This window comes from Sphingobacterium athyrii (assembly GCF_003071065.1).
GTDB classification, from domain to species: Bacteria; Bacteroidota; Bacteroidia; order Sphingobacteriales; family Sphingobacteriaceae; genus Sphingobacterium; species Sphingobacterium athyrii.
On record NZ_QCXX01000003.1, the window covers coordinates 1 to 22,486 of the forward strand.

The window sequence follows — 22,486 nt, forward strand, 5'->3', positions numbered from 1 at the left end:
TAGGTTTAATTGGATACATGATTATTGACGCCTTAATAAGTCTATCACCAAGATCCGTGTATTGTCTTTCAGATAATAAATGTATCACTGTAATGAATGGAAAAGATGATGAAATCTATTTTATCCCTGGAAAATATACAGGTGAAGAAATTCCTTCAGATGACTATGTGACGGTAACGAATTTGGACCGAGATTTTGCAAGTGCGGTTTTCTCAAAAAACAATGTTGTGCTAATTAGAATTGATGGCAATCCAAAGGTTATTCAGCGATCTTCTCGTGAGGTGATTAAATTATACAATGATGATCTAGCAAACAACGATAGTTTATACACTTGTTTTGATGGACGAGACTCGGTGTACAAAAAAGGAGTTCATTTTATAAATATGAATCTTAAGGAAAATTATGCTTGGAATTCAGAGGGTAAGCTTAAATAGATTTTTGTTTATAGAATCAAAAGCTTATGGCTTAGCATTTGATCTTTCTATTTACGATGCTCATAAATTAAGTATACGATATTCTAGAAGCAGTTTTGGAATATCCTTTGGTTGGTATTGATAGCATTACAAAATTCTGATATGAAAAAGACTGCTTCTATTAATTTTTTTTTATTAATCCCACTTTTACCTTTATTGTTTAATTGTGCAGATTACAATAAAAGGCAATGTGAAAAGTTTACTGGATTTTATAAAGATGTACAATTTGACGTGGTAATTTTAAGTAAACCAGTTGCTGAGCCTAATTATTACCGGTTTTCTGTAAGGGATTTAGCGTCAAAAAAAGATTCAATATTGTCTGTTGATAGAGAACTCGTCTCACTATCTCCAATATGGAATATAGGAGACACATTAACAAAGAACCAAGGAAATACCATCGTAGAATTGAGGAAGAAAGATTCAATATTAAATGCTAGGAAGTTTTTAATAGAATGGACATGTAAAGGTACTTTCATTAATGGTGAAGATGGTAATATATGGGAGAGAAGGTTGGCCTTCGGTACGTTTTAGTTTTTCTTGTGGTATTGATAAAACTATAAGATTTTAGAAGAAACATATATTTTTAATTGTACGTTTGTTTATCGATTAATAATGAAAAGATGAAGTTAAATTCTAAATATAAAGGCTGGAGATTTGCATGTATTGTTCTTTTTTTATCTAGTTGCCTAACCGAACAAGGCTGTAAAGAAACTGTCAATTATTACAGTAACCTTGAATTTAATGTTGTAGTAGAAGGTCCTAGATCTGCGGAACCCAATTATTACGAAATGGAGGCAAAGGATATCCTTTTAAATAAAAGCAGTAAAGTTAAAATAGACCGTAGCCTTGCTAGTATTGTTCCTAAATGGTCAATTGGAGATACTTTGGTTAAAAACAAAGGAAATACCATTGTTATGTTAAAGAAAAGGAAAGCTGTTTTGGGCACGAGAATCTTTCTCTCAGAGTGGACCTGCAATGGAGGTACGATTAATGGTACACCCGTGGATACTTGGGTAAGCAAGTTTAAAGAATCGGGTCTAACAGAGGATTCTTATGAATAACGATTCCGTGAATTTTTGACTTATTTGTGAGGATCATTGCTTTGTAGTTTACTTATAAAATGGAAGGTGTTACCAGTTTTAACAAAGTAATTAGCGAAATGGAATTAAATGATTTGGAGACTAGTTTGAAGGAGTTAAGCTTGAATCCACTTGATAGTTTGTTTAATAGCATTGACTTTGAGGAGTTTGAACAAGTTTTATATAGACTTGCTTATAATCCAGAAAACGGAGATGTTAACTTTTTTATCTATACTTATATGTTAAGACTTTTAGGGGGGAAAGAGAATGATTGGCGAATACATTTATCCATCAGTAGGTTGATGGGGGGCATTTTAAATCATATTGATGGGTGTGAATTGATAGGTCTATACCATGCGAAAGAAGCGGATAAACTAAAGCCAATGGATGCAGATATTCTGGAGTTTATTTTGTATTATAACCATATTCCTGAAAAAATATTGTCGGATGAAGAAGCTCTGGTTTATTCTCAAAAGCTGCTTGTGGTTAAACCTGATAGTGACATAGTAAAAAGAGATATCTAGTAGAGAAGGCCAACATGGTATGTGTTACACTATGATGAAAAACGCTATCGTGATGAAGAAGGAAATTTGATAAAGTGGCTGAAAAAATCTTAAAGGACAGCATAAGCACAGATTATGTCAGAGATCTTCAAAGACAATTTAAAAAGCCTCCCATAAACAAATCAGTAAAAGTTAATCATGGTTCATTGGTAAATCCTACAATTACTAACTTAGAGTTAGATGCTATTCGCTACCAACGATCTGTGAGAAGCTGGCAAAATACAATTGGAAAATTTGAAAAAGGTACAAAAGGTTATGAAAATAAATTTGCTTTTTAATATTTTAATGATAGTTATCCTATCTTCATGTCAATCTGCTAATAAATGTGAGGATCCAATTTGCTTTAATACTTCAATTGAAGAAAGCAAGAATAATTATGTTGTTAAACTTGAATTTGAATCAAAAAAAGATACGATATTAAAATTAGATGCGAGAATGTTTACGACAGGTTGCCCTGATTATTGGGAAGATCCAACGGAGTTCTATAAAAATCGAAATCCCAATGTTTTAAAACATAATCATATTATTGTTGAGAATACAGATAATGAAGTTAGGCTACTATCGAGACAGTTTTTTCCAAAAGGAAAACAAATACCAATTGAATTACCTAACTGTGCCTTCTTGGAACAGTTTGATTTGATATTGAAAAAGAATAAAGTAATTTCTTATAATTTTTTTGTTGGGAAGAATCAAAATGAGCTAAGAGTGTCGACCTCAGATCGAAAAGTCAAATTACACTTATACCTGAAAAATAACGGACACGGTACTATTATAAGCTCAAGTAACTGGATTGATCTGAATCGGTACATTTCTGAGTAAATATATCATTTCTCATTCATTGATTAATAATGGAGAAGGTTCTGGTCAAGCTTCATAGTAGAGGTTGGCCTTTATAGACCCACCATGGATGATAATTTGACTTTATATGGAAATAATAGGTTCAGAAGTAGCTTTTGGGGAAGTGGTGAGTATAGGCTTGAGCCTGGTGTATTCACTACTAAGTTAGTTTTAATAAACTCAGGAAATACTGTGGCGAACGAATTGTCTGTTATCCGGAAGAATAGTAAAATAGTTATTATGCTGGACGACCTTTGCGATCGGTACTACGAAAAAGAAGATTGATTTGAATTCCAGCTGTATAAAGATGGCACGTCGATGTAGTAATACAATTGGGATATTTGGAAAAATAACAACTATTTTATATATAAATTTTTGTTATGATATTATCTTCGTGTATTGGGCAGTGTGGCGATATCATGGCCCTGGGTAGAGCTAATCTTCCAGGCCACTTCCACAAGCGTACAGTCCTATGCATCCATTAAAAAAGTATGAACAGGAAACAAAAGAAAGACTATGGCTAATGCAAACCAACCCGTTTCTAGGGCAACCAAAGTGGTAAAAATGATCTTGAAAATTTTACTGATAAGTTTTATAGGTTTAATTGGATACATGATTATTGACGCCTTAATAAGTCTATCACCAAGATCCGTGTATTGTCTTTCAGATAATAAATGTATCACTGTAATGAATGGAAAAGATGATGAAATCTATTTTATCCCTGGAAAATATACAGGTGAAGAAATTCCTTCAGATGACTATGTGAAGGTAACGAATTTGGACCGAGATTTTGCAAGTGTTGTTTTTACCAATGATAATATTTTACTTATTAAAATTGATGATTATTCAAAGGTATTTCAGCGATCTTCTCACGGATTGATTAAACTTTATAATGATGATAAATATTACAACGATAGTTTATATATAGATTTTGAGGGTACAAAATCGTTGTACAAAAAAGGAGTTCATTTTATAAATATGAATCTTAAGGAAAATTATGCTTGGAATTTAGAGGGTAAACTTAAATAGATTTTTGTTTATGTAAGTATGTTTTTAAAAAATGGTGAACACCTGAGGGGTGTTTATAATTTTATTCGTTAATATTCGCGTTCCATTTGAATTCGGGCGTAAAGTAAACCTCCTAATTTTGTTCATTAGCGCATTAATTAAGCAGAATCAAAAGCTTATGGCTTAGCATTTGATCTTTTTATTTGCGATGCTTCATAAATTAAGTATAGGATATTTTTTTATTTACATCTTCCTGTAAAAAAATATAAGAGAACAACTAAATTTTCAGATGATTATAATATAAAACATAATATATTTACTAAAAAGGAATCAAATACATATCAAACTTATCTATTTTACTCTAAGTAATGAAAAAAACTTGAATTTGGCCATTCTTATTTATCTTGTTTTTATTAGCTTTAGCAATCGCGTATTCAAGGTTAATTACTCACCCAATGGCATTAGGGAAATATTATTTCAAATATCATGAATGTGGCGCTATTGGGGAACTTCCTGATAAGGATGATACGCTTACTTTACTTGATGATAATAAATATAGAAGTTCTTTTTGGGGGAATGGTGAATATCGTATAGAATACGGGATTTTTAGAACACTATTAGTTTTGAGTTATTCAGGTGGTACCGCTTCATACGAACTTGAAATAAAAAAAGTAGGCAATAAGATCACTATTGTTTTGGATGGTGCTTGCAATTTTTTTTACGAAAAGATTGAGTAATTGCAGTTAGAGGATGTAGCTTTTATATTTACTGAGAATTACAAAAAGGTCATTATATTATTGTCATGCAAAATGTATTGATTTTTCGTGTGAGACCTGTTGTGGCTAGGTAAACATATAGTTGATCCTGCCGAGCGTAGCGGAATCCAATAGTGTATCAGTCTTTCCTGAAAGATAGTCCAGCGACACGTCCAGCAATTTAATCGCCGAAAATAGTTGTTAATTTTTACATTAGATAGGAATTGATTTGTTTAGATTTAGGAAGATGAAGAAAATTGAATTTTTAGAAAATCCGATGGGTTATTGCAACGAAACCGAGTACATTGCATATCTCCCAAAAGTAAAAGATGAAAATGACCTATTTAGAGAGTTGAATGATATTCTTGCATTTCCAGATTATTTTGGAGATAACTGGAACGCTTTATTTGACTGTTTAAGAGATTTTAGCTGGATTAGTAAGCGAGGAGTTGCATTAGTGCATTTAGAAATTCCTATACTGTCTGAGGAAGAACTAATGACTTATTTTGAAATAATATTTTCTGCAGTTGAAGACTGGACAGATACTGATGATCATTATTTTAAAGTAATTTTTTCCAAAGAAGATGAACCTAAAATTATGAAATTTATTACCGATCTGGAACGATAAAAAAGATATTTAACTCACGAGAAGCTCTAGTTGGCGGGTGAAAGATAAAATTTTTAACCCAAACCCAAGTCGCCTTTCCATAGTTTAATTACTTATTTTGATGATCAAAGAGATCATGAGATGGTTAATCAAGGTATTCAATATTGGAATAATAATTTTAAAAATAAAAAATGAGACAAGTATTGTTTTTTCTTACAGGATTTATCTTGTATGGATGTAGTGATTATAAAATTAAGTATACATCAGAAGAAATGAGAAATCTTCAAGAATGTTTAATTAAAATTGAGGAATTGGAAAAGAAAATTGATCGTTTGACGCAGAATCAAGAAATGTATCCTTCTTTTATTTCAGGCGACAACAGTATATCTTTCGATTATACTGCAATTGGTGAAGATGAAATAAATTTTAATAACAGAAGTAAAAATCATTCCAATCCCAGAGAAATAACTAAGCTGGTAAAAATTCCTGGATTATCAGTAACAGAAACCTCGGAGCTAAAAAAATTAATAACTTACATTCAAAATCGCTATAATATACATTCCCAGTCATATGTTATTTATGATCCTCGTGATTTTTCTGGTGTTTATTTATACGAATATATTTACGGAGACTTATATACTGATAACCCAGAACAGGTTGGATACATTACAGTCTTAAATGAAAAAAAAATTAATACTAAATGGTTTTCAGATCACTTTGTTATAGAAGATAAAAAAGAAGGTTTATTCTTGGTACGGAATAAACTTTAGTATTGATTATGAATCAAATTTTATTTTGGTAATAAGGTGGGTTGATTAAATCTTATTGTAATGGTTGAATATTACTTATAGAAAAATGTGTTTGAAAAATAAAAAGAGATTTAGTCTTTTCTTGAGTGGTGTTTTACTACCTTTTTTGTCTGGTTGTAGGACTGAAGAGAAATGTAGACAAATCATGGAATATAATAGTAACATAGAATTTAACCTAGTGATCGAGGGGCCTACAACTGCGGAACCCAACTACTGCGAAATGAATGCAAAGGATCTTATTCTCAATAGAAGTGGAAGAGCCAAGGTGGATCGTGGTTTAGGAAGTATTGTTCCAAATTGGAGTATTGGTGATACATTGACCAAAAGTAAAGGAAATTCTATTGTGATTTTGAAGAAGAAAAAACCTATTCAGGGCACAAGAATATTTGTTTCGGAATGGACTTGTAATGGTAGCTTTATCAATGGCGAACCCTTTTGAAATCTCTGCATCTAAGTTTAAATAAGCAGTTCTTAGCAATGTTTCCTTCGAATAGTTGGTTGCAGATAGCAAGAATTTTAATAGTATGATTCAGCTTTTAACAATTATATTTTCTGCAATTGGTATTTCTGCAAAACCGCGGATTGAGAAAGGATAGGATAGGAAGCAAAAGCAGCCATCAAGATTGTTTTATAACAAATTTGATTGACTGCTCCTTTATTTTTTACTTAAATAGACCAGCTACAGGACTTAGCAGCAAAGAAAAATACCGCCAGCCATACAAGTCCCTTTGCCAGGAAGAAGATAAATGCCCCCATGCCGGCACGCTTCAACCATTTTGATTTATTGTCTTTATTATTGTCTTTTTGCTCCATCTGAAGGGTTAAACAATATTCAGCCTATTTAGTTTGCACTGGCAATAGGCGTGAATACTTCACCAAAGTTATAAAAAGTTTGGTTTGCAATTTCTACCGAACGGTCAAAAGTTGCAGGATCCGCAGCATATTTGTTCAATACTGCTGTAAATCCAGCCCACATCTCACGGCTATTGTCACCGTAGCCTTCAAAGAAAGAAGTTCCCTTGTTGACGCCATATTTGTTCAGCATCTGTACGATGTAGGGGCCACCCATGATCGATCCTTCCAGTACATACAATGACGCAAGGGCTTCTTGTACATTGGTTACCGCCGGAGCTGTTGCTTCCGGAAGATTCTCCACGTTACCTCCCAAGGCTTCAATATCACTTTTGATATACGATGAGTTGCGGCGTTCCGCCAGATCAGGTAATACTTCGGATGTAACAAAAGGAGCGATGCTATCTTCCACAGCACGGAAATAAGCATAAAAACCTTTTAAAACCTCTGCATAATCTGCTTCAGAACGAATATTTTTCAATTGGCGCACGATCGTTCCTTCTACGTTTTGGTGAGCAGCGTGCGTTTGCTCTTTGATATGTTGACTTAACATGTTCATTCTTTTATTTATAACGATTCTATACAAAGATTCGTATTTATTTCCAATTTTTTATGCTGTTTTCTGATTTATCATCTATGAAAAACGACAGGATTTTACTCCACGATTTTGATTGGATAGGCATGATAAGGAGTGGTTTGTGTGAGAAGACGATTGAATACTACACGTATGCTAATACCACTGCTTAAATCTGAAGTAAGTCCTATCGGCGCATCTTCGGGTATCTGCACTTTAATGGATTTTAAATCATCAGAAATACCGAGGAAAGTCAAAGGCAAGCTGTTGGCGTTACCCTCTTCGGTATATTTTAAATTTACAGCTCGAATCTCAGATGCTTTGGTCAGATGTCTTGCGGGCAAATTGATAATTTCACCTCTTTTGACCAGCCATTCTTTTGTATGGCTAAAATAAACATAAGGAAGGAATTGGCCGGCAGGAACGGTTACAAACTTTTTACTACTTTTAACAGGGATGCCGAATTTGTTGATCACCTGCGCGTAGTAATCACCGGCAGGAATACCTGAACCATCTTGCTGATCCACATAGAAAGTAGTAAATGTATTCAATATAAGTTTATAGCTTTTATTCTGATCGTCGACGAGGTAGAGATTATCGCTTCCATCCAGCGCAAGATTATTCATTCGGATATAAAAACTGCTTTGGCCGACAATTGCCGTCACTTGGGTTTCTTCGTCTTGGAAGGAGGGAAGAAGCGCACCGTTTGACAGTTTTATGGTATAGGTTTTGAGGGTGCCGTCCTGGGCTTTAACCTGATATTGCAGTCCGTCTTTGAGCGCAATGGCTGTTCCAGAAGCAGGGCTTATACTTGCATTTTTGGAAATGTTGATAATGGGAGCAACTGTCTCGGGAACAGGCCATTCGGTAGAGCCAGGCCAGGAGACATAGATGGTTTCGCCATCCACTGCTGCTACGATGGTATCTTTACCCGCGTTGTACGGAATCTTAAATGAGGTGATTTCGGTGTAAGGTGTCGGCGCAATTTCATACTCTTTTTTGCAAGCCGAGAATAGTGTGACTCCCATAGTGAGCAACAAAATGGGAATACGGTATAACGTGTTTCTTTTTTTCATGGTTGTGGTGACTTTCTATCGTCAAAAGGCATGTGTTGTAAAGGCGAAAAGCAAATGCATTTCATCCATAAGCTATCAATGTATAGTTAGTTGTTGTAAATAATTCGAATCGGATTTTTTAAGGTTTCCTCACGGCTGTAGTAACGCACTTTGACATAGTAATCACCCGCTGCTGGCACTTTGTTGTATACTGGCGCATTGGCCGGGCCTGTCAAACGTCCTTCAATATTATTCAGGCTAAGATTCATATAAGCACTTGCAACAGATGGGGGATTTGCCGTAGAGGCTTGTTTAAAAGGATATTCTTTTCCATCTTTATCCACTAAGCTGGCACGTGCTAGTTCCAAATCACTCTCATAAGTAGCAATATAGGGGTAGCTAATGAGGTTGTTGTAAATGTAAAGAGTATTGGTGGTATACCAGTTAGATTGGTCATATATAACTGGTGCGTTTGGATCTGAACTAATCTCTTGCACATGGAGTGCCGGCTGGTCACTCTTGACGATCAGTGTATAGGTCGCTGTACTACCATCAGTAGCGGTAACAGGGTATTCAATCGTACGCCCTTTGGCAAAATAATCAACCATATTTGTAATCAGGGTATCCGTACCTTGTTTTAGCGTAGCACCTGATGCGACTTCTATTTCGGGTTCTAGACTGGTCATATAAAGTCCCTCTGGAAGGGTGACCGTAATGGTCTTGGTTTCATTGTCTATGGCGCCGATGATTTCTTTGCTCGTATTGACAATCTTGAAACTGCTGATCCGGGCCTTGCTCTCCTGCTCGAAGGGCTGAGTCTCGGTTTTTGTACAGGAGCTTGCCAATAAGCTGCTGATGAAAACGCTCGAGGCGATGACAAATTTGTGTGTGGTTAATAACTGATTTTTCATTTTAGTTGAGAAAAGAACCGGTACCAGCATGGCTGGCACCGGATTTAAAATTTACAATTCTTATTACAAAATAAGGGTGTCAAGGCTTGTTATAATTTCTTATAATCAAAGCTCATAAACGGAAAGTTTGTTGCTGCGAAACCCGAATTTGGAGTTTCATCTTTGTACACACTATTTAAACGCAATTTCCATAATTCATGGGTTGTTTTATTTTCCAGAATATATGTCCTTGGGCCATAGCTGCTCATAATATGATTGCTAATGTTATAGATATACCAGCCAGTACTGCTCGGATTGCCCGTTCCATTTGTACTGTTGGAAGCGGCTGTACCGTTTGAAATTAAATTTGCATCATCAGGCAATGTTGTCACGGATTCAAATGCTGTATTTACATAATACAGGTTATATTTAGCCGTATTTACGGTTAAACTTGCATTTGCTGTACCACTAAATTGAAAATCATAGCTGGTGGATGTACCACCATCATTTGTAATCAAATTGTAGTAATAGGTACTTGCCGGGTTTTTCCATTGTGTGGTATCCACTAAATCAGGCACCGTACCTTGGTGGAAATTCCGAGCACCATAGGTGCCTGTAGCGATCGTTTTTAAATATCCTTTTGTACCGGTTGCGGTAAAGTTTACCGTACCGCCAATTGTCGTCGAAGGCGTAACAGCACGTTTGCTGAGTGATTGCTCTTCAATATTAGGAGCAAGTGAATTGTCTTTACTACATGATGCGGTCATGCCAATCGCGGCAAGACCTAAGGCAATGGATAAAGTTGTGAATTTGATTTTCATTTCTTTTTCGTAATTTTGCCACTTCTACAGTGGGCTAGTTAATAAATATATGTTAATTAGTCAATTTGTTACCGGATGTACCTCGACCGTATATCCGGTTTTTTTTAAGAATTGTACTGTTTAAGGCTTTATCTCAAATGTTTTACTGCCTTTGGGCACAAGGACATAATCAAAAGAGATAAATACATGGGGAGAACTTTTGAACCATTGTTCAGGTTTTAAAAGATCCTTATACATGGATAAAGGCTTAATCTTGGCGTAGTTACCTTTTGCCGTACGAACAATTAACGTCCGTGGTTTAATTACTTTTCCGTTAAGTAATGTCAGCCCATTTCCAAGCGCATAAGCAACATGTTCAGTTTCCCTGTTTGAAGTATGTTGTTTGACTAAGATTCCAAAAAAATCGTATAAACACCAGCCTACACCATTTCCCTCATCTCCATTCTGATCCATCCCGATTGCATCGCCGATCACCTTGAATTCAGCATCAGCTGGCACTTCCGTTACTTCGTCGAATGCTTTCTCGACGATTAGGATACCACCAGTAGCGTTGTTACCATAACCAAAATTTGTATTGTTTGCCCCATTATTTCCAGAAACATGGCTGTTGAAGATATTGCTGAAGGCAATGTCCCAGTTACGTGTTTGTCGGTGGGTTTCTGGTATACCTTTGTTCGTCTCCAGGCTATAATAGACAGTAGGAGCGGCGTTGTTACCATCGTTTTTGTCTGTAGCGGCAAAATCGCGTACTGTAATCAATTTATTGTAAAGCCCGGTATTACTTTCTTCCTCTTTGGGTGGCTCTACAACAGGTTCTGTTACTGGATCCGATTTGCTGCAAGCGGTATTGATTGCTAGACCAATGCAGAGCAATGCAATGTACTTTGTTCTGGTAAGCTGTCTTGATATCTTCATGTGTTATATTTATATTTATTTAAAATCATTCTAAATAATAGTAAAGGTAAAGAGTTTAGCTTATTACTTGTGTATGAAAAATGATATTTTATATATTAATTTTGGTTTTAGCTTATTAACAATAAACAGGCAATAGGGAGATTTTCCCTGTTGCCCATTGTCTTATTTGAATTCTTGGTAGTCGATGGAATAGAAGACGAAATTATTTGCGCCATCATTAGCCTTTTCATTTTCGTAAATACTATTCATCTTAAGTTTAAAAAATGGCTTCCCGTGTTTTGAAATAATAAGTGTTCTATTTTCCTGGGCAGTTACGAGATGATTGTTGTCCCCGTCATAATTGCACCAACCGGATTCAGAACGAACGCTTTCTTTTCCTCCAAATTTCATTTTATAGATAGCACTGCTGTTAGAGCCAATCGCTGTAAAGTTGTCTGTTGCAACGACATCATTGAATGCTTTATCAATATAAGATAAGGTGTATCCATCCTCTGCATTTGCGGTTAGTGTTACTTTAGCGTCGCCAGATAGGCTAATCATATTTGTTTTGTTGTCTGTTCCATCATTTTCACTGAAGTTGTAATAATAGATTTTAGCGGCTTCAGCTGTCGGTTTTCCATCTTCACCACGTGCGAATTGTTTAAAGTTTTTCAGCGAAAAAATATTGTTTTTAACAGTCAGTTCCCCTTGAGTAAAATCAGTTTTTGAACTGATTTTAAGATCTTTGATAACTTTTGGAGTTTCAACTTGTATTGTATCATCATCCTTGCTACAAGAAGTAAAACCTAAACTCAATGCACATACAAGTGCTGCTGTTGTAAATAATTTGTTCATCTTTAATTTAATTGTGTAATTTTTCCTTATTTATAATGTGTTTGTATTTAAGTTTTTACTGCCGTCTTCCTGCACATAATATTTAAAAGTGTAGTAGGGGGCAGGCCAGTTCATATTGGTCACTGCTGAGGGATTTCCCTTATAGGCATTGATCAATTGTAATTTGGCATATTTGCCATCGGGCAGGCGAATGGCATAGGTACGGTTCGGCAGGGCCTGCATAATATGCGTACTCAGGCTATACTGAAACCAGCCCAGCGATTCAGAGTTGGATGCCCAGCCGATTTTACCAGTGCCGCTTTTATTGAATTCTTCATCCGAAGGGGCGACCGTAAGGCTTTGGTAAGACTGTTTTAAGAGCATAACAGCTGTATTGTTGGCTTCACCCTGATAACCGGGATTGAATTCATCCACAGCATTATTGACAAAGACTTCGGAATTATAAGGCCCTGTGAAAGCAATATCCCAGTCTTTGGTCTTCAGCCATTGGGCGGAATCCGCCTTTGTCTTGATCCAGATTTGCTTTTGATCTTTAAAGCGAAATAGAAAGGTGTAGAATGGCCGTTTTTCCTTGCCCTCGGCTCCATCACCCATGGCAGCGTCGGTATCGCCCGCCAGATCTTTAATCACGATGCTTTTGCCATCTTCCAATCCAATCGTATAGTCTTTGTCCTTCCCACAGGATAGGAGCATCAGCGCCAGAAAACCTGAAAAAATACAGCGTCCAAGCTTATGAAACGAAAGCCATATACTACATTCTGCTATAATGATGTTAATTGTTCTCATTGTTTGTCTACTTTATCGTATTTCTCTTTAACTTTAATCTCCAATCTCCAATCTCCAATCGCTAGTCCTTCATCCATCGGTAACTCACTCCACCCATAATGACCCGTCCGGGCTGTCCTAAGAGATAACGGCTGGTGAAATTGAATAGGTTATCGCCGATCAGACGGAGGGTTAATCTCCGGTTCATCAGACTTTTTTCGATCGTCATATTCAGGAGTGTATGGTGGGGGATAAAGATGTCGTACTTGTCAATAAATTGATTCCCGTTATATTCCTGAAAGGGGGTCTTTCCGCGAAAATTAATACGGGCATTGACGTTGACTCCCCAGGGCTTGTATTCGTACTGTGCTTTGAAATTGACCATATGGCGCGAGCGATCTTCAATACCCCAATAATCTGATTTTTTGCTTTGCCGATAAAGATCAGTGGCTGCATCATTGATCTGATTATAGGGGTAGTTGCCCGCTGCGATGCTATCCAATACACTGAGATCCTTTGCGATCAGGTATTGATAACCCATGGATAATTGCAGATCCCTGGTTGCCTGATAACTCATCGAGACTTCAAAACCTTTGTTCATCGCCTTCGGCAGGTTTCGGTAACTGTAGATCTGGGCGATACTGGTACCATTACCTACACTGACGGTATTGATCTGATTGTTGATCCGATGATAGAACAGGGAGAGATCTGCCTGAAATTTGCCGGAAGGATTCCAGGTCAGCCCAATATTGTTGGAAAGGCTAGTTTCGGCCTTGAGGTTTCCTGCAACTAAATTCAGCATATAACTGTTTTTATAGCTCAATTCACCCGCTTGGTCCATGGCGGCAATAACATCGGCTACCCGCTCGCTTCCCACCACTAGATAGTTGGCGGCAGGATTGAAAAATACCTGATAACGCATCTTGTAGTCTGGTGCTTTGAATCCCGCACCAACCCCGCCTTTAATCAATAGGGTTGGACTGATATGGTATTGCAAACCTAAACTTGGACTCAAATGCCCATTGTACACATTGGTGTGGTCATAACGTAGGCCTAGTGTCGTAAGAAGACGATCAACGGGTTTCCACTCGGTTTGGAGGTAGGCAAATGCACTGTTGAGTGAGCGTTTGGCATCCAGGTCCTGATTGTCCATTTGCTCCACACTGCCGCCTATTCCACCGGTGAGCTTAAGTTGTTGCACCGGACTGTAGGCAAATTGTTGTTCGATGCGATGTACATTTTGGCCAAATTCTTCAGCGCTGGCCAAAACCCCTTGTTGCAGCCACTGCGCCGCAATTTGTGAATGGAATCTGGAAAAATAATAACGTGTCATACTGCGCAATCCGGATTTAAAATTGTGATCGTAACTCGCTGACAGATTGATATCCTGATCTTTTTGTTTATCCTGTAGCGTTCTATCCTCCGACCAGGCATTGATCATTTCGGATTCACGCGCCGCAAATCGGCCCGTGATGCCCAACGTCCCCTGTTTACTGGTGCGGTAGCGTACCCGTCCCTGAAAGCTATAGTTGGTATAAGGGGGGAAGGTTGTACTCTTTGAATCCAGATACTGCTTGTCTGTATTGAACCCATCCGTGCGGTAATAGTTTCCGGAGACAACAGCGCTGCCCCGTTGATTGGAAAATGGTGTTTCGCCCTCTATTGTCGCATCGACCGTATTTAATGTGCCATAGAGTAGGGAAGCATGCGCTTGTGGGGTAATGGCGCCATGACGTGTAATAATATTAATGGCACCGCCAAGTGCATCGCTGCCGTATAAACAGGACGATGCTCCCTTAATGATCTCAATGCGTTCGATATTGGTCACTGAAATACGCGAAAGGTCAAAATTACCGCTATTACGGCCAAGCATAGGCTGTCCGTCGACCAAGACCATGACATAGTTGCTGCTAAACCCCTGAATTTGCACACCTACAGCTCTAGAGCCTCCTGCAATATCGTTTACAATGGCAATACCGGTCTGCTCTTTCAGCACTTCGTCTAACCTGCGGCTCCCCATCAGTTCAATCTCCCTCTTGGTAATGACCTTGACCGGCATAGCTGCGTTTTCAGCTTTGATCAAGTTATCAACGGCTTCCAATTTGCGGTTGACCTCGACCTCGTCAATCTGGCGGTTATCGGTTTGTAAAGTGATGGTGAGTTGCTGGTTTTTATCCGTCAAGTCTACAAATTGACGCAGTTCCTTATAGCCTAATGCTTGTGCGACAAGTTCATAACGGCCGGCATAGAGTTTGTTAAATTGAAATCTCCCCGCAGTATCTGTTTTAAAAGCATATTTATCTGGATAAAGATAGACGGTCGCATTGGCGACGCCTTTATTGGATTCGTTCTTTAATACACCCGAGATTTTCCATTTTTCTTGTGCTTGCACAGTGTAGATCTGGCAGGCGCATAGGGCTATCAGGGTGCTTGTTCGAATAGAAGAGAGGCTTTTAAACACTATTTTTATTTTTAATCATTCTAAATAATGTCACAAAAAAAGGCAATACTATTGGATTTTTCTATATGCAAATTGTCATAAATTCTATTTAATTCGATTTTTATTATCCGTAAAGGGGACGGTATTGTGTTTTATTTGCCTGTTTTACAGTTGTATATCTTATTTTTCTTGCTGTTTGTGTTTATTTATAGGGATTGAAAATAATTTGTATTTAGACTGATTATTGATTTGTTTTGTAGTCAACTAACAGTTGCTGTGCCGGAAATTGGAATCAAAATCCTGTGCAGTTTTAAAGAAGTTAAAGAAAGAGATGCGTAGAATTTACTTATTTATGCTATGTTGTTTGCTGCATACTGTCGGATGGGCAAACGCGCAGCAACGGATTATTACATTGAACAGTTCGCTGACGGAAACAATTTATGGGCTTGGTTTAGGTGATCGCATGATCGCAACAGATGTGACCAGCATCTCCCCAAAAGCTGCAGCGGCATTGCCACGGGTGAGCAAAAACCGCTCTGTCTCTGCCGAGGGGTTATTGTCTTTTAAACCTACGCTTGTTCTGGCAAATGAGGGGGATGTGGCCAATGCGGTCATTCAGCAGATCCGTGGTGCCGGTGTAAAGTTTATTGCGGTAAAGCCGAATTATTCTGCTGCTGGTGCTTTACGCTATATACAGGATGTGGCGGATGCGGTCGGAGAGCCATCCTTAGGAAAATCTTTGGCATCACGTACAAAACTGAGTCTGGATCATACGCTAGCATTGGTGAAAAAAGAAAATAAGGGTAAAGCAGTTCCGAAAGTATTGTTTTTGTATGCGCGCGGAACAGGGACAATGAGTGTGGCAGGAAAGGGTAGCAGCCTGGATGCGATGATCAATTTAGCCGGTGGAAAGAACGCTATACAGGAATTTTCGGATTTCAAGCCGTATACGACAGAAGCATTGGTGCAGGCCAACCCGGATATTATATTACTGTTTGATTTTGGTGCGAGTAGCCTAGGAGGAGAGGAAGCTATTCTTAAATTGCCGGGGATGCGTATCACGAATGCTGGCAAAAATGAGCGTTTACTGGTGATGAATGCCTCTTTACTGGTCAACTTTAGTAACAGGTTACCTGATGCGATCTTGGAGCTGCACCGTGGATTTGGAAAAGTAATGGATTCAAAATAGGTCAGGTGCAGAAGAAACAAAAGTTAATATTAGTGGCTTTGAGCCTGATATTGTTTATTACGTGTATTGTTGCATTAGGTTTGGGAGCTTATCATATACCTCCGGGGGATATTTTATCCATGCTCATGCAGAAGCTGCATTTGTCGACAGTTTCTGATCAGGACAGCATGCATGCCGACGTTTTATTTGAGATCCGCATGCCACGTTTATTACTGGGGCTTTTGGTCGGAGCCGCCCTGGGTATCTCGGGCGCTGCCATTCAGGGAATTTTTCGAAATCCGCTTGCAGAGCCCGGGTTAATCGGTATTTCTTCTGGTGCGTCCTTGTTCGCCGTACTGATTATCGCATTTGAAACGTTTCTGCTGACTTCGCTTTCAGCGTGGCTAGGTTATTATATTTTGGCTTTTGGTGCTTTTGTCGGTGCCGGGCTGACCGCATTTTTGGTGTATCGTATTGCCAGTAAAAATGGACGCCCTAATGTGACTACGATGCTGTTGGCGGGTATCGCCATCAATGCATTTGCGGGCGCGCTTACAGGTTTGATGACTTACATGTCTACAGAGCAGCAGCTCCGCACCATTACGTTTTGGATGCTGGGCAGTCTAGGGGGCGCAACTTGGGACAATTTATTGGCCATAGGTCCTTTTATATGTATATCCCTGTTTATTCTTCCATTTTTTGGGAAGTCTTTGAATGCATTTGCCCTGGGCGAACTTCAGGCCGATTTATTGGGAATGCGCACTGATCGTGTAAAAAGATGGGTGGTCATCTTATCGACTCTGGCTGTCGGTGCCTCGGTAGCTGTCTCGGGGATTATTGGTTTTGTAGGACTTATTGTCCCGCATACTGTACGTCTGATGGGAGGGCCAGATCATCGTTTTGTACTTCCGGGCTCGCTGCTCTTAGGTGCTTTGGTGCTGACGCTGGCAGATGTTATCGCCAGGGTATTGATAGCGCCGATCGAATTGCCTATCGGTGTGATTACGGCCCTGTTGGGGACGCCTGTATTTTTGTATATTTTAATCAAGGATAAATAGCCTTCGTTCGGATGTTTAAATACTATTTTTTATGTTGCGTGTAGAGAAAATCAACTATGAGGTGAAAGGCCGAAAACTACTGAAAGACATTACCTTTCAGGTTCGTAAAGGGGAGATTTTAGCTGTGCTTGGAGCCAATGGCGCAGGAAAGTCTACCTTGATGGGGCTCCTTTGCGGCGAAAAGAAGCCTGATTCCGGGCAGATTCATTTCAATGGTAAACTGTTGTCTGCGTATGACGCAGCGACATTGTCCAAATGCAGGGCGCTCCTGAGTCAGCAGCAACAGATGACATTGAGTTTTAAGGTGGAAGAGATCGTATTGATGGGGAGGTATCCGCATTATAAAAATACGCCCACAGTACGTGATTACCAGGTGGTGGCCGAAACGATGGAGCTCTGTGGTGTCACGGCATTCGCTGACCGGGATTTTTTGAGCCTCTCAGGTGGGGAGCAACAACGTGTTCATCTCGCGCGTGTTTTGGCACAGATCTGGGATAGTCCAGATGCGCTCCTGTTACTCGACGAACCTATTTCAGCCTTAGATCTGCATTATCAGCAAAAGGTGCTGGCGATTGCTCGCGCATTGGCCCGAAAAGGATTTATGGTTATTTTGATTGTGCACGACGTCAATTTTGCCGCAATGTATGCCGATCGGATTTTGATGCTCAAACATGGACGTAAGCTTTTTCACGGTACACCTGTGGAGGTGCTGGCCCAGAAAGAAATCTATACAATTTTTTCGGTGGAATCAAATGTGATCATGAACCCCCGCACATTAAAACCGTATGTACAATTGGAGGAGATGGAGATTGATCTGGAATTATTTAGATAGATTATAAATAATTTTTAATTACCATCCTAATTTGTTAATTTTAACTGCTTCGGGCTTATTTGGATTGAAATCATGTTGGTGAAAAGTAAAATAGTTGAGTTGGCTGATTGGCTTTTTGAAGAAGAAATTCCAGACGGCTATGTGCCTGACAAACCTTTGGTAGAAAATAAAATCACAATCCATACGGAGCCTGTTCACATGGAAAATTTTCAGCTCTCAACCTCGGGCTTGTTCATACTGCATTCGAAAATGCAATTTGACCGGCCTGTTCAGATATTGACCGAGATCGAAGGGGAGACCATTACCAGTCAATTTATATTCTTTAAACCGGTGGACAGTAAATTGCCCTACGGTATGAGCAGGCACAATATCCGGTATATACCTTCGGTTAAATCGGTTCATCAAGTGGAGCCGGGTATCGAGTATACGTATTTTATTGCTGTGATATCCAAGGAATATTACCTGAACCTTATTAAGCGGGATTCGTTGTTGCACCAGCAGTTTGTGCATGAAATCGAAAAAGGGGAGTATACATCGTTTTCAGAAGAAGATCTGATGGCAACTTATGAGATGCAGCACACCATAGCCGAACTCATCGAATCGAAGAAAAAAGGTGAGATACGTCGGCTGCATACCGAGTCTCGTATTGTTGAATTGCTGATGTACCAATTTGAGCAGTATAACGAGAAAAATGATCAGGCCGTTTCATTGTTCCATGACGAAGACGTGCAGCGACTGGAGCTGGCCCGGCAAATTCTCGAACAGCGTATTGCCAATCCGCCGACACAAAAAGAACTGGCGGCAGAGGTGTTGACAAGTGAAAGCAAGCTGCGAAAGGATTTTAAAGAATATTTTTCAGTGACAATCCACGATTACCTCACCCGAATCCGCATGGAAAAGGCCAAAAGTTATCTATTGGATGATAAGATGACCGTTTATGAAGTGGCTTTGCTGACCGGATATGGTCATCAGAATAACTTTAGCAGTGCGTTTAAAAAATACTATGGAATCTCACCGGGTGAACTTAAAATGTAATTAGCTGTTCTTTAGCGGCAGGATTATTTCATCGTGTAAAGCATAGCAATTGTACTCCTGCGGCATTCTTCGGCTATCCAGTCCCGTAAACTTGCTAAATGCCGGTAGAATAATCTGTTGTGCGGAGACCCAGAAGCAGGGCAGACGGAGATGTTTATTGGGCGGAAGCTTGATACGGATGCCCGGATGAATATGTCCACTGATGGTGAAAGCCGACGGATCTATGATCGGTTCATGTACAAAGGAGATCTGCTCCAGCTCGAATTTGTCGTGGTGATAGATCAAATCAACCTGCTCAGCTAATTTCTCCACCTTTCTATCATGGTTACCCACGACCAGATGAAAATTGAGATCAGCATATCTTTGTTTAAACGCTGCCAGTAAGAGGACTTCCTGATTGATTCCTGCATGAATCAGGTCGCCGACGACCAAAATGTTCTCTGCCCGGTAGTGATCAATTAGCGCAGCTAGTCTGTCGAGATCCCGGCTAGATGTATCTGAAGGAATAGGAATTCCATGTTTACGGAAATGTGCGGCTTTACCAAGATGAAGGTCGGATAGAATGAGGGTATTCTGCTTCGGCCAAAAGATCGTACGTTGATTGTTAAGGATGAGTGTTTGTTTATTGAATGTAATGTGCTGTTCCTGTATATTCATTTTCTTCGTCCACGTTTTGATTTATTTGCATGCTCCATGCGTTGAATCCGTTCGATTAATGCTTCACTAGAAAGGGACTGACGTAAACTGTCCACTTTGATCGGAAAACTCAGCGGTGTATATTCCTCTGCAAAGGTATAGATGATTTGGCTATTGTTTATTCTTTCAAATGCTTTTATCAGACGGTATTCCTCGAGTTGTTGGTTGAACACTTCGGTGAAAGCCTGCTTTAACAATAGATTGTCCGGATCATGATCCATTAAAACACGAAATATGATACCCGAGGAAGCTTGCAAGGATTTGTTGTTTTGTTGGGTTCCGGGATAGTTTTGTATCACCAATCCGGAAATTACAGCAATATCGCGGAATTTGCGGCTTGCCATTTCAGCGGAATTGATGCTACTGATCACGTCCTGCATAAGATTCTCCCGGCTCAGTACCTCGGTTAATTGTGCGTGATCCAATTGAATTTCTTTGTCGGAATAAAGTTCGAAACCATAGTCATTCATGGCCATGGAAAAACTAATGGGATAGCGTTTGCTGATGCGGTAAGCGACGAGGGCAGCCATGACCTCGTGGATCAATCGCCCTTCCAGCGGATAGAAAAACAGATGGTGCCCTTCTCTGGTCTTGATGTGTTCGACAAGAAATTGTGATTCATTGGGCACGGCCGAAAGGCTTTGCTGCTTCTGGATCAACGGCGCCAGGAAGCGCAGTTCTTTTTCGGTGTTGTCGGGACTTATTGCTTCTGCAAGTTTTTTACGTAGAAAATGGCTCAGGTTGGAGGAAAGTGGTAATCTGCCTCCCAGCCAGCTCGGCGTAATGGCCTTACCAGATGAATTTTTGACAAATACAGTCATATCCTTGACCATAACAAGTTCGAGAATCCGGCCAGCAAGGTTAAATCGTTCGCCCTTCTTCAATTTGCTGATAAAATATTCCTCAATCATACCGATATATCCGCCCGAGAGGAACTTTACGCGCATCATTGCATCACCAACAATAGCACCGATATTCAGCCGATGGAGCAGGGCGATGCGTCTATTTTTTATTATCCAGTTGCCATCATTGTCCTGTACTACTTTGTGAAATTCCTCATAGCGTTTGCCGATTTTGCCACCCGCGGTGATAAAATACATACACCATTGCCATTCCTCATCTTCCATATAATGGAACGCATGGGTCCGGGCAACGATCTGATGGAGTTCTGTCGATTGGAAACCGCCCCCGAGCGCTATTGTGACCATAAACTGTACTAACACATCGAAACTCTGGACCATGGGGTCGCGGTTTTCTATGGTCCGGGTTTTGACAGCTTCCTTTAGCGCGGCGACTTCAATGAGCTCCAGGGAATGTGTCGGAACGAAGTAGATAATGGATGTTTCAAAAGGGCTGTGGCCACTTCTTCCGGCGCGTTGCATAAATCTGGCGACACCTTTGCTGGATCCGATTTGAATCACGGTGTCCACGGGCTTAAAATCCACCCCCAAATCCAGGGATGAAGTAGATACCACTGCTTTTAGCTTTCCACTGCTCAGATTTTCTTCGATCCATTCGCGGATGTGTGCATCTACTGAGCTGTGATGCAGCGCAATCTGTCCCGCAAAATCGGGATGTGCTTGTAGTAATAGCTGATACCAAAGTTCACTCTGGCTACGGGTATTGGTGAAAAGGATCGTACTCTTACTTTCCAGTATAATGGGGACAACCTGGTTCACGAGATTGCCTCCAAGATGCCCGGCCCAGGGAAGGAGCTCCACTTTGTCAGGATAGATGGATCTGATCGCAATTTTCTTTTTCTCCTTTGCGATAATCTGTACGCTCGTTTTTGCTGCCGGCAACAGTACATCCATCGCTTGATCCAGATTGCCTATGGTGGCGGTGATACCCCAGATCTGGAGATCTTTATATTTATATTTTAAATACGATAATGCCAATTCTACCATAACACCGCGTTTATTTCCAATAAGTTCATGCCATTCATCTACAGTAATACATCGGATATTCTTGAAATATTTGTCACGCTGTTTTTGAGCGAGCAGGAGATGAAGGCTTTCCGGAGTCACCAAAAGAATATCAGGCATCGCTTTGGTTTGTTGCGCTCTGATCTTTGGATCGGTGTCCCCATTCCGTACCTGTACGATCCAATCTAATCCGATATCGTCTATAGCGGTCTGCATTGCTCTGGCCAAATCCTTTGCCAAGGAGCGCAAAGGCGTGATCCATAGTAATTTTAGTCCTTTTTGGTAGCGTTGTGGATGATTCATGTAATCGATCAGGACGGCCATAAACACCGAAAATGTTTTGCCAAATCCTGTTGGGGCAATGACCATTCCGCTGTATCCCAGCATGTATCGGTCCCAGGTTTTAACCTGAAAGCCAAAAGGGGTATTGCCCAAGGATTCAAAATAACGATTGACGATCTTGAATCCTTCACTGTGTATTATCTTCTGACTCAA

26 protein-coding genes are annotated in these 22,486 nt (G+C 39.6%); 15 read left to right on the top strand and 11 right to left on the bottom strand.

Annotated elements, in window-relative coordinates:
- The 11 genes from DCO56_RS10545 to DCO56_RS10605 all read left to right on the top strand — a co-directional run.
- Positions 1–434, top strand: a 434-nt coding sequence (locus DCO56_RS10545; RefSeq protein ID WP_219929367.1) for a hypothetical protein, incomplete at its 5' end; no start/stop codon positions are given.
- A 141-nt stretch (positions 435–575) separates the two neighbouring features.
- Complete coding sequence (locus DCO56_RS10550; RefSeq protein ID WP_108633751.1) at positions 576–1,004, top strand: hypothetical protein; 429 nt, start codon at positions 576–578, stop codon at positions 1,002–1,004.
- 89 nt (positions 1,005–1,093) lie between these two features.
- Positions 1,094–1,534 carry a hypothetical protein gene (locus DCO56_RS10555; RefSeq protein ID WP_108633752.1) on the top strand — a complete coding sequence of 147 codons (441 nt, stop codon included), beginning with the start codon at positions 1,094–1,096 and terminating at the stop codon, positions 1,532–1,534.
- A gap of 59 nt (positions 1,535–1,593) precedes the next feature.
- The gene (locus DCO56_RS10560; protein ID WP_108633753.1) at positions 1,594–2,076 is read left to right on the top strand and encodes a hypothetical protein; all 483 of its coding nucleotides are present in this window, start codon (positions 1,594–1,596) and stop codon (positions 2,074–2,076) included.
- A 74-nt stretch (positions 2,077–2,150) separates the two neighbouring features.
- Entirely contained in the window at positions 2,151–2,393 is a 243-nt protein-coding gene (locus DCO56_RS10565; RefSeq protein ID WP_108633754.1) for a hypothetical protein, read from the top strand.
- Positions 2,371–2,934, top strand: a complete 564-nt coding sequence (locus DCO56_RS10570; RefSeq protein ID WP_108633755.1) for a hypothetical protein — start codon at positions 2,371–2,373, stop codon at positions 2,932–2,934. The genes DCO56_RS10565 and DCO56_RS10570 overlap by 23 nt, the downstream gene beginning before the upstream one ends.
- Before the next feature lie 534 nt (positions 2,935–3,468).
- Positions 3,469–3,981, top strand: coding sequence for a hypothetical protein (locus DCO56_RS10585; RefSeq protein ID WP_146191021.1), 513 nt, complete (start codon positions 3,469–3,471; stop codon positions 3,979–3,981).
- Positions 3,982–4,415: 434 nt separating this feature from the next.
- Positions 4,416–4,697 (top strand): hypothetical protein, encoded by a 282-nt coding sequence (locus tag DCO56_RS10590; RefSeq protein WP_108633759.1) that lies wholly within the window; start codon positions 4,416–4,418, stop codon positions 4,695–4,697.
- Between the two features lie 265 nt (positions 4,698–4,962).
- A complete protein-coding gene (locus DCO56_RS10595; RefSeq protein WP_108633760.1) occupies positions 4,963–5,343 on the top strand; it encodes a barstar family protein in 381 nt (126 codons plus the stop codon).
- 170 nt (positions 5,344–5,513) lie between these two features.
- On the top strand, positions 5,514–6,092 hold the full coding sequence (locus DCO56_RS10600; RefSeq protein WP_108633761.1) for a hypothetical protein: 579 nt from the start codon (positions 5,514–5,516) through the stop codon (positions 6,090–6,092).
- Positions 6,093–6,276: 184 nt separating this feature from the next.
- Positions 6,277–6,570: a hypothetical protein gene (locus DCO56_RS10605; RefSeq protein WP_146191022.1), complete on the top strand. Its 294-nt coding sequence runs from the start codon at positions 6,277–6,279 to the stop codon at positions 6,568–6,570.
- 227 nt (positions 6,571–6,797) lie between these two features.
- Here DCO56_RS10605 and DCO56_RS29245 read toward each other — a convergent pair whose 3' ends face one another.
- The 9 genes from DCO56_RS29245 to DCO56_RS10645 form a co-directional block, all read right to left on the bottom strand.
- Complete coding sequence (locus tag DCO56_RS29245; protein ID WP_181390520.1) at positions 6,798–6,944, bottom strand: hypothetical protein; 147 nt, start codon at positions 6,942–6,944, stop codon at positions 6,798–6,800.
- A 28-nt stretch (positions 6,945–6,972) separates the two neighbouring features.
- The gene (locus tag DCO56_RS10610; RefSeq protein ID WP_108633763.1) at positions 6,973–7,536 is read right to left on the bottom strand and encodes a biliverdin-producing heme oxygenase; all 564 of its coding nucleotides are present in this window, start codon (positions 7,534–7,536) and stop codon (positions 6,973–6,975) included.
- Between the two features lie 101 nt (positions 7,537–7,637).
- Complete coding sequence (locus tag DCO56_RS10615; RefSeq protein WP_108633764.1) at positions 7,638–8,633, bottom strand: hypothetical protein; 996 nt, start codon at positions 8,631–8,633, stop codon at positions 7,638–7,640.
- An 86-nt stretch (positions 8,634–8,719) separates the two neighbouring features.
- Positions 8,720–9,523 carry a hypothetical protein gene (locus DCO56_RS10620; RefSeq protein ID WP_108633765.1) on the bottom strand — a complete coding sequence of 268 codons (804 nt, stop codon included), beginning with the start codon at positions 9,521–9,523 and terminating at the stop codon, positions 8,720–8,722.
- 89 nt (positions 9,524–9,612) lie between these two features.
- On the bottom strand, positions 9,613–10,323 hold the full coding sequence (locus DCO56_RS10625) for a hypothetical protein (RefSeq protein WP_108633766.1): 711 nt from the start codon (positions 10,321–10,323) through the stop codon (positions 9,613–9,615).
- A gap of 120 nt (positions 10,324–10,443) precedes the next feature.
- Positions 10,444–11,238, bottom strand: a complete 795-nt coding sequence (locus tag DCO56_RS10630; RefSeq protein WP_108633767.1) for an HmuY family protein — start codon at positions 11,236–11,238, stop codon at positions 10,444–10,446.
- A 162-nt stretch (positions 11,239–11,400) separates the two neighbouring features.
- Complete coding sequence (locus tag DCO56_RS10635) at positions 11,401–12,072, bottom strand: hypothetical protein (protein WP_108633768.1); 672 nt, start codon at positions 12,070–12,072, stop codon at positions 11,401–11,403.
- A gap of 30 nt (positions 12,073–12,102) precedes the next feature.
- Positions 12,103–12,858 (bottom strand): HmuY family protein, encoded by a 756-nt coding sequence (locus DCO56_RS10640; RefSeq protein ID WP_146191023.1) that lies wholly within the window; start codon positions 12,856–12,858, stop codon positions 12,103–12,105.
- Positions 12,859–12,919: 61 nt separating this feature from the next.
- Complete coding sequence (locus DCO56_RS10645) at positions 12,920–15,298, bottom strand: TonB-dependent receptor (RefSeq protein WP_245935821.1); 2,379 nt, start codon at positions 15,296–15,298, stop codon at positions 12,920–12,922.
- Positions 15,299–15,608: 310 nt separating this feature from the next.
- On the opposite strand from DCO56_RS10645, the gene DCO56_RS10650 reads away from it, so the two are divergent.
- From DCO56_RS10650 to DCO56_RS10665, 4 genes are all read left to right on the top strand, one after another.
- A complete protein-coding gene (locus tag DCO56_RS10650) occupies positions 15,609–16,466 on the top strand; it encodes a heme/hemin ABC transporter substrate-binding protein (RefSeq protein ID WP_108634515.1) in 858 nt (285 codons plus the stop codon).
- A 5-nt stretch (positions 16,467–16,471) separates the two neighbouring features.
- Positions 16,472–17,503: a FecCD family ABC transporter permease gene (locus DCO56_RS10655; RefSeq protein ID WP_108633770.1), complete on the top strand. Its 1,032-nt coding sequence runs from the start codon at positions 16,472–16,474 to the stop codon at positions 17,501–17,503.
- 31 nt (positions 17,504–17,534) lie between these two features.
- Complete coding sequence (locus DCO56_RS10660; protein ID WP_108633771.1) at positions 17,535–18,335, top strand: heme ABC transporter ATP-binding protein; 801 nt, start codon at positions 17,535–17,537, stop codon at positions 18,333–18,335.
- Between the two features lie 72 nt (positions 18,336–18,407).
- Positions 18,408–19,370 carry a helix-turn-helix transcriptional regulator gene (locus tag DCO56_RS10665; RefSeq protein WP_108633772.1) on the top strand — a complete coding sequence of 321 codons (963 nt, stop codon included), beginning with the start codon at positions 18,408–18,410 and terminating at the stop codon, positions 19,368–19,370.
- On the opposite strand, the gene pdeM is transcribed toward DCO56_RS10665, so the two are convergent.
- Both pdeM and DCO56_RS10675 read right to left on the bottom strand, forming a co-directional pair.
- On the bottom strand, positions 19,371–20,027 hold the full coding sequence (gene pdeM, locus DCO56_RS10670; RefSeq protein WP_108633773.1) for a ligase-associated DNA damage response endonuclease PdeM: 657 nt from the start codon (positions 20,025–20,027) through the stop codon (positions 19,371–19,373).
- Positions 20,024–22,486, bottom strand: a complete 2,463-nt coding sequence (locus DCO56_RS10675) for a ligase-associated DNA damage response DEXH box helicase (RefSeq protein WP_108633774.1) — start codon at positions 22,484–22,486, stop codon at positions 20,024–20,026. The genes pdeM and DCO56_RS10675 overlap by 4 nt, the downstream gene beginning before the upstream one ends.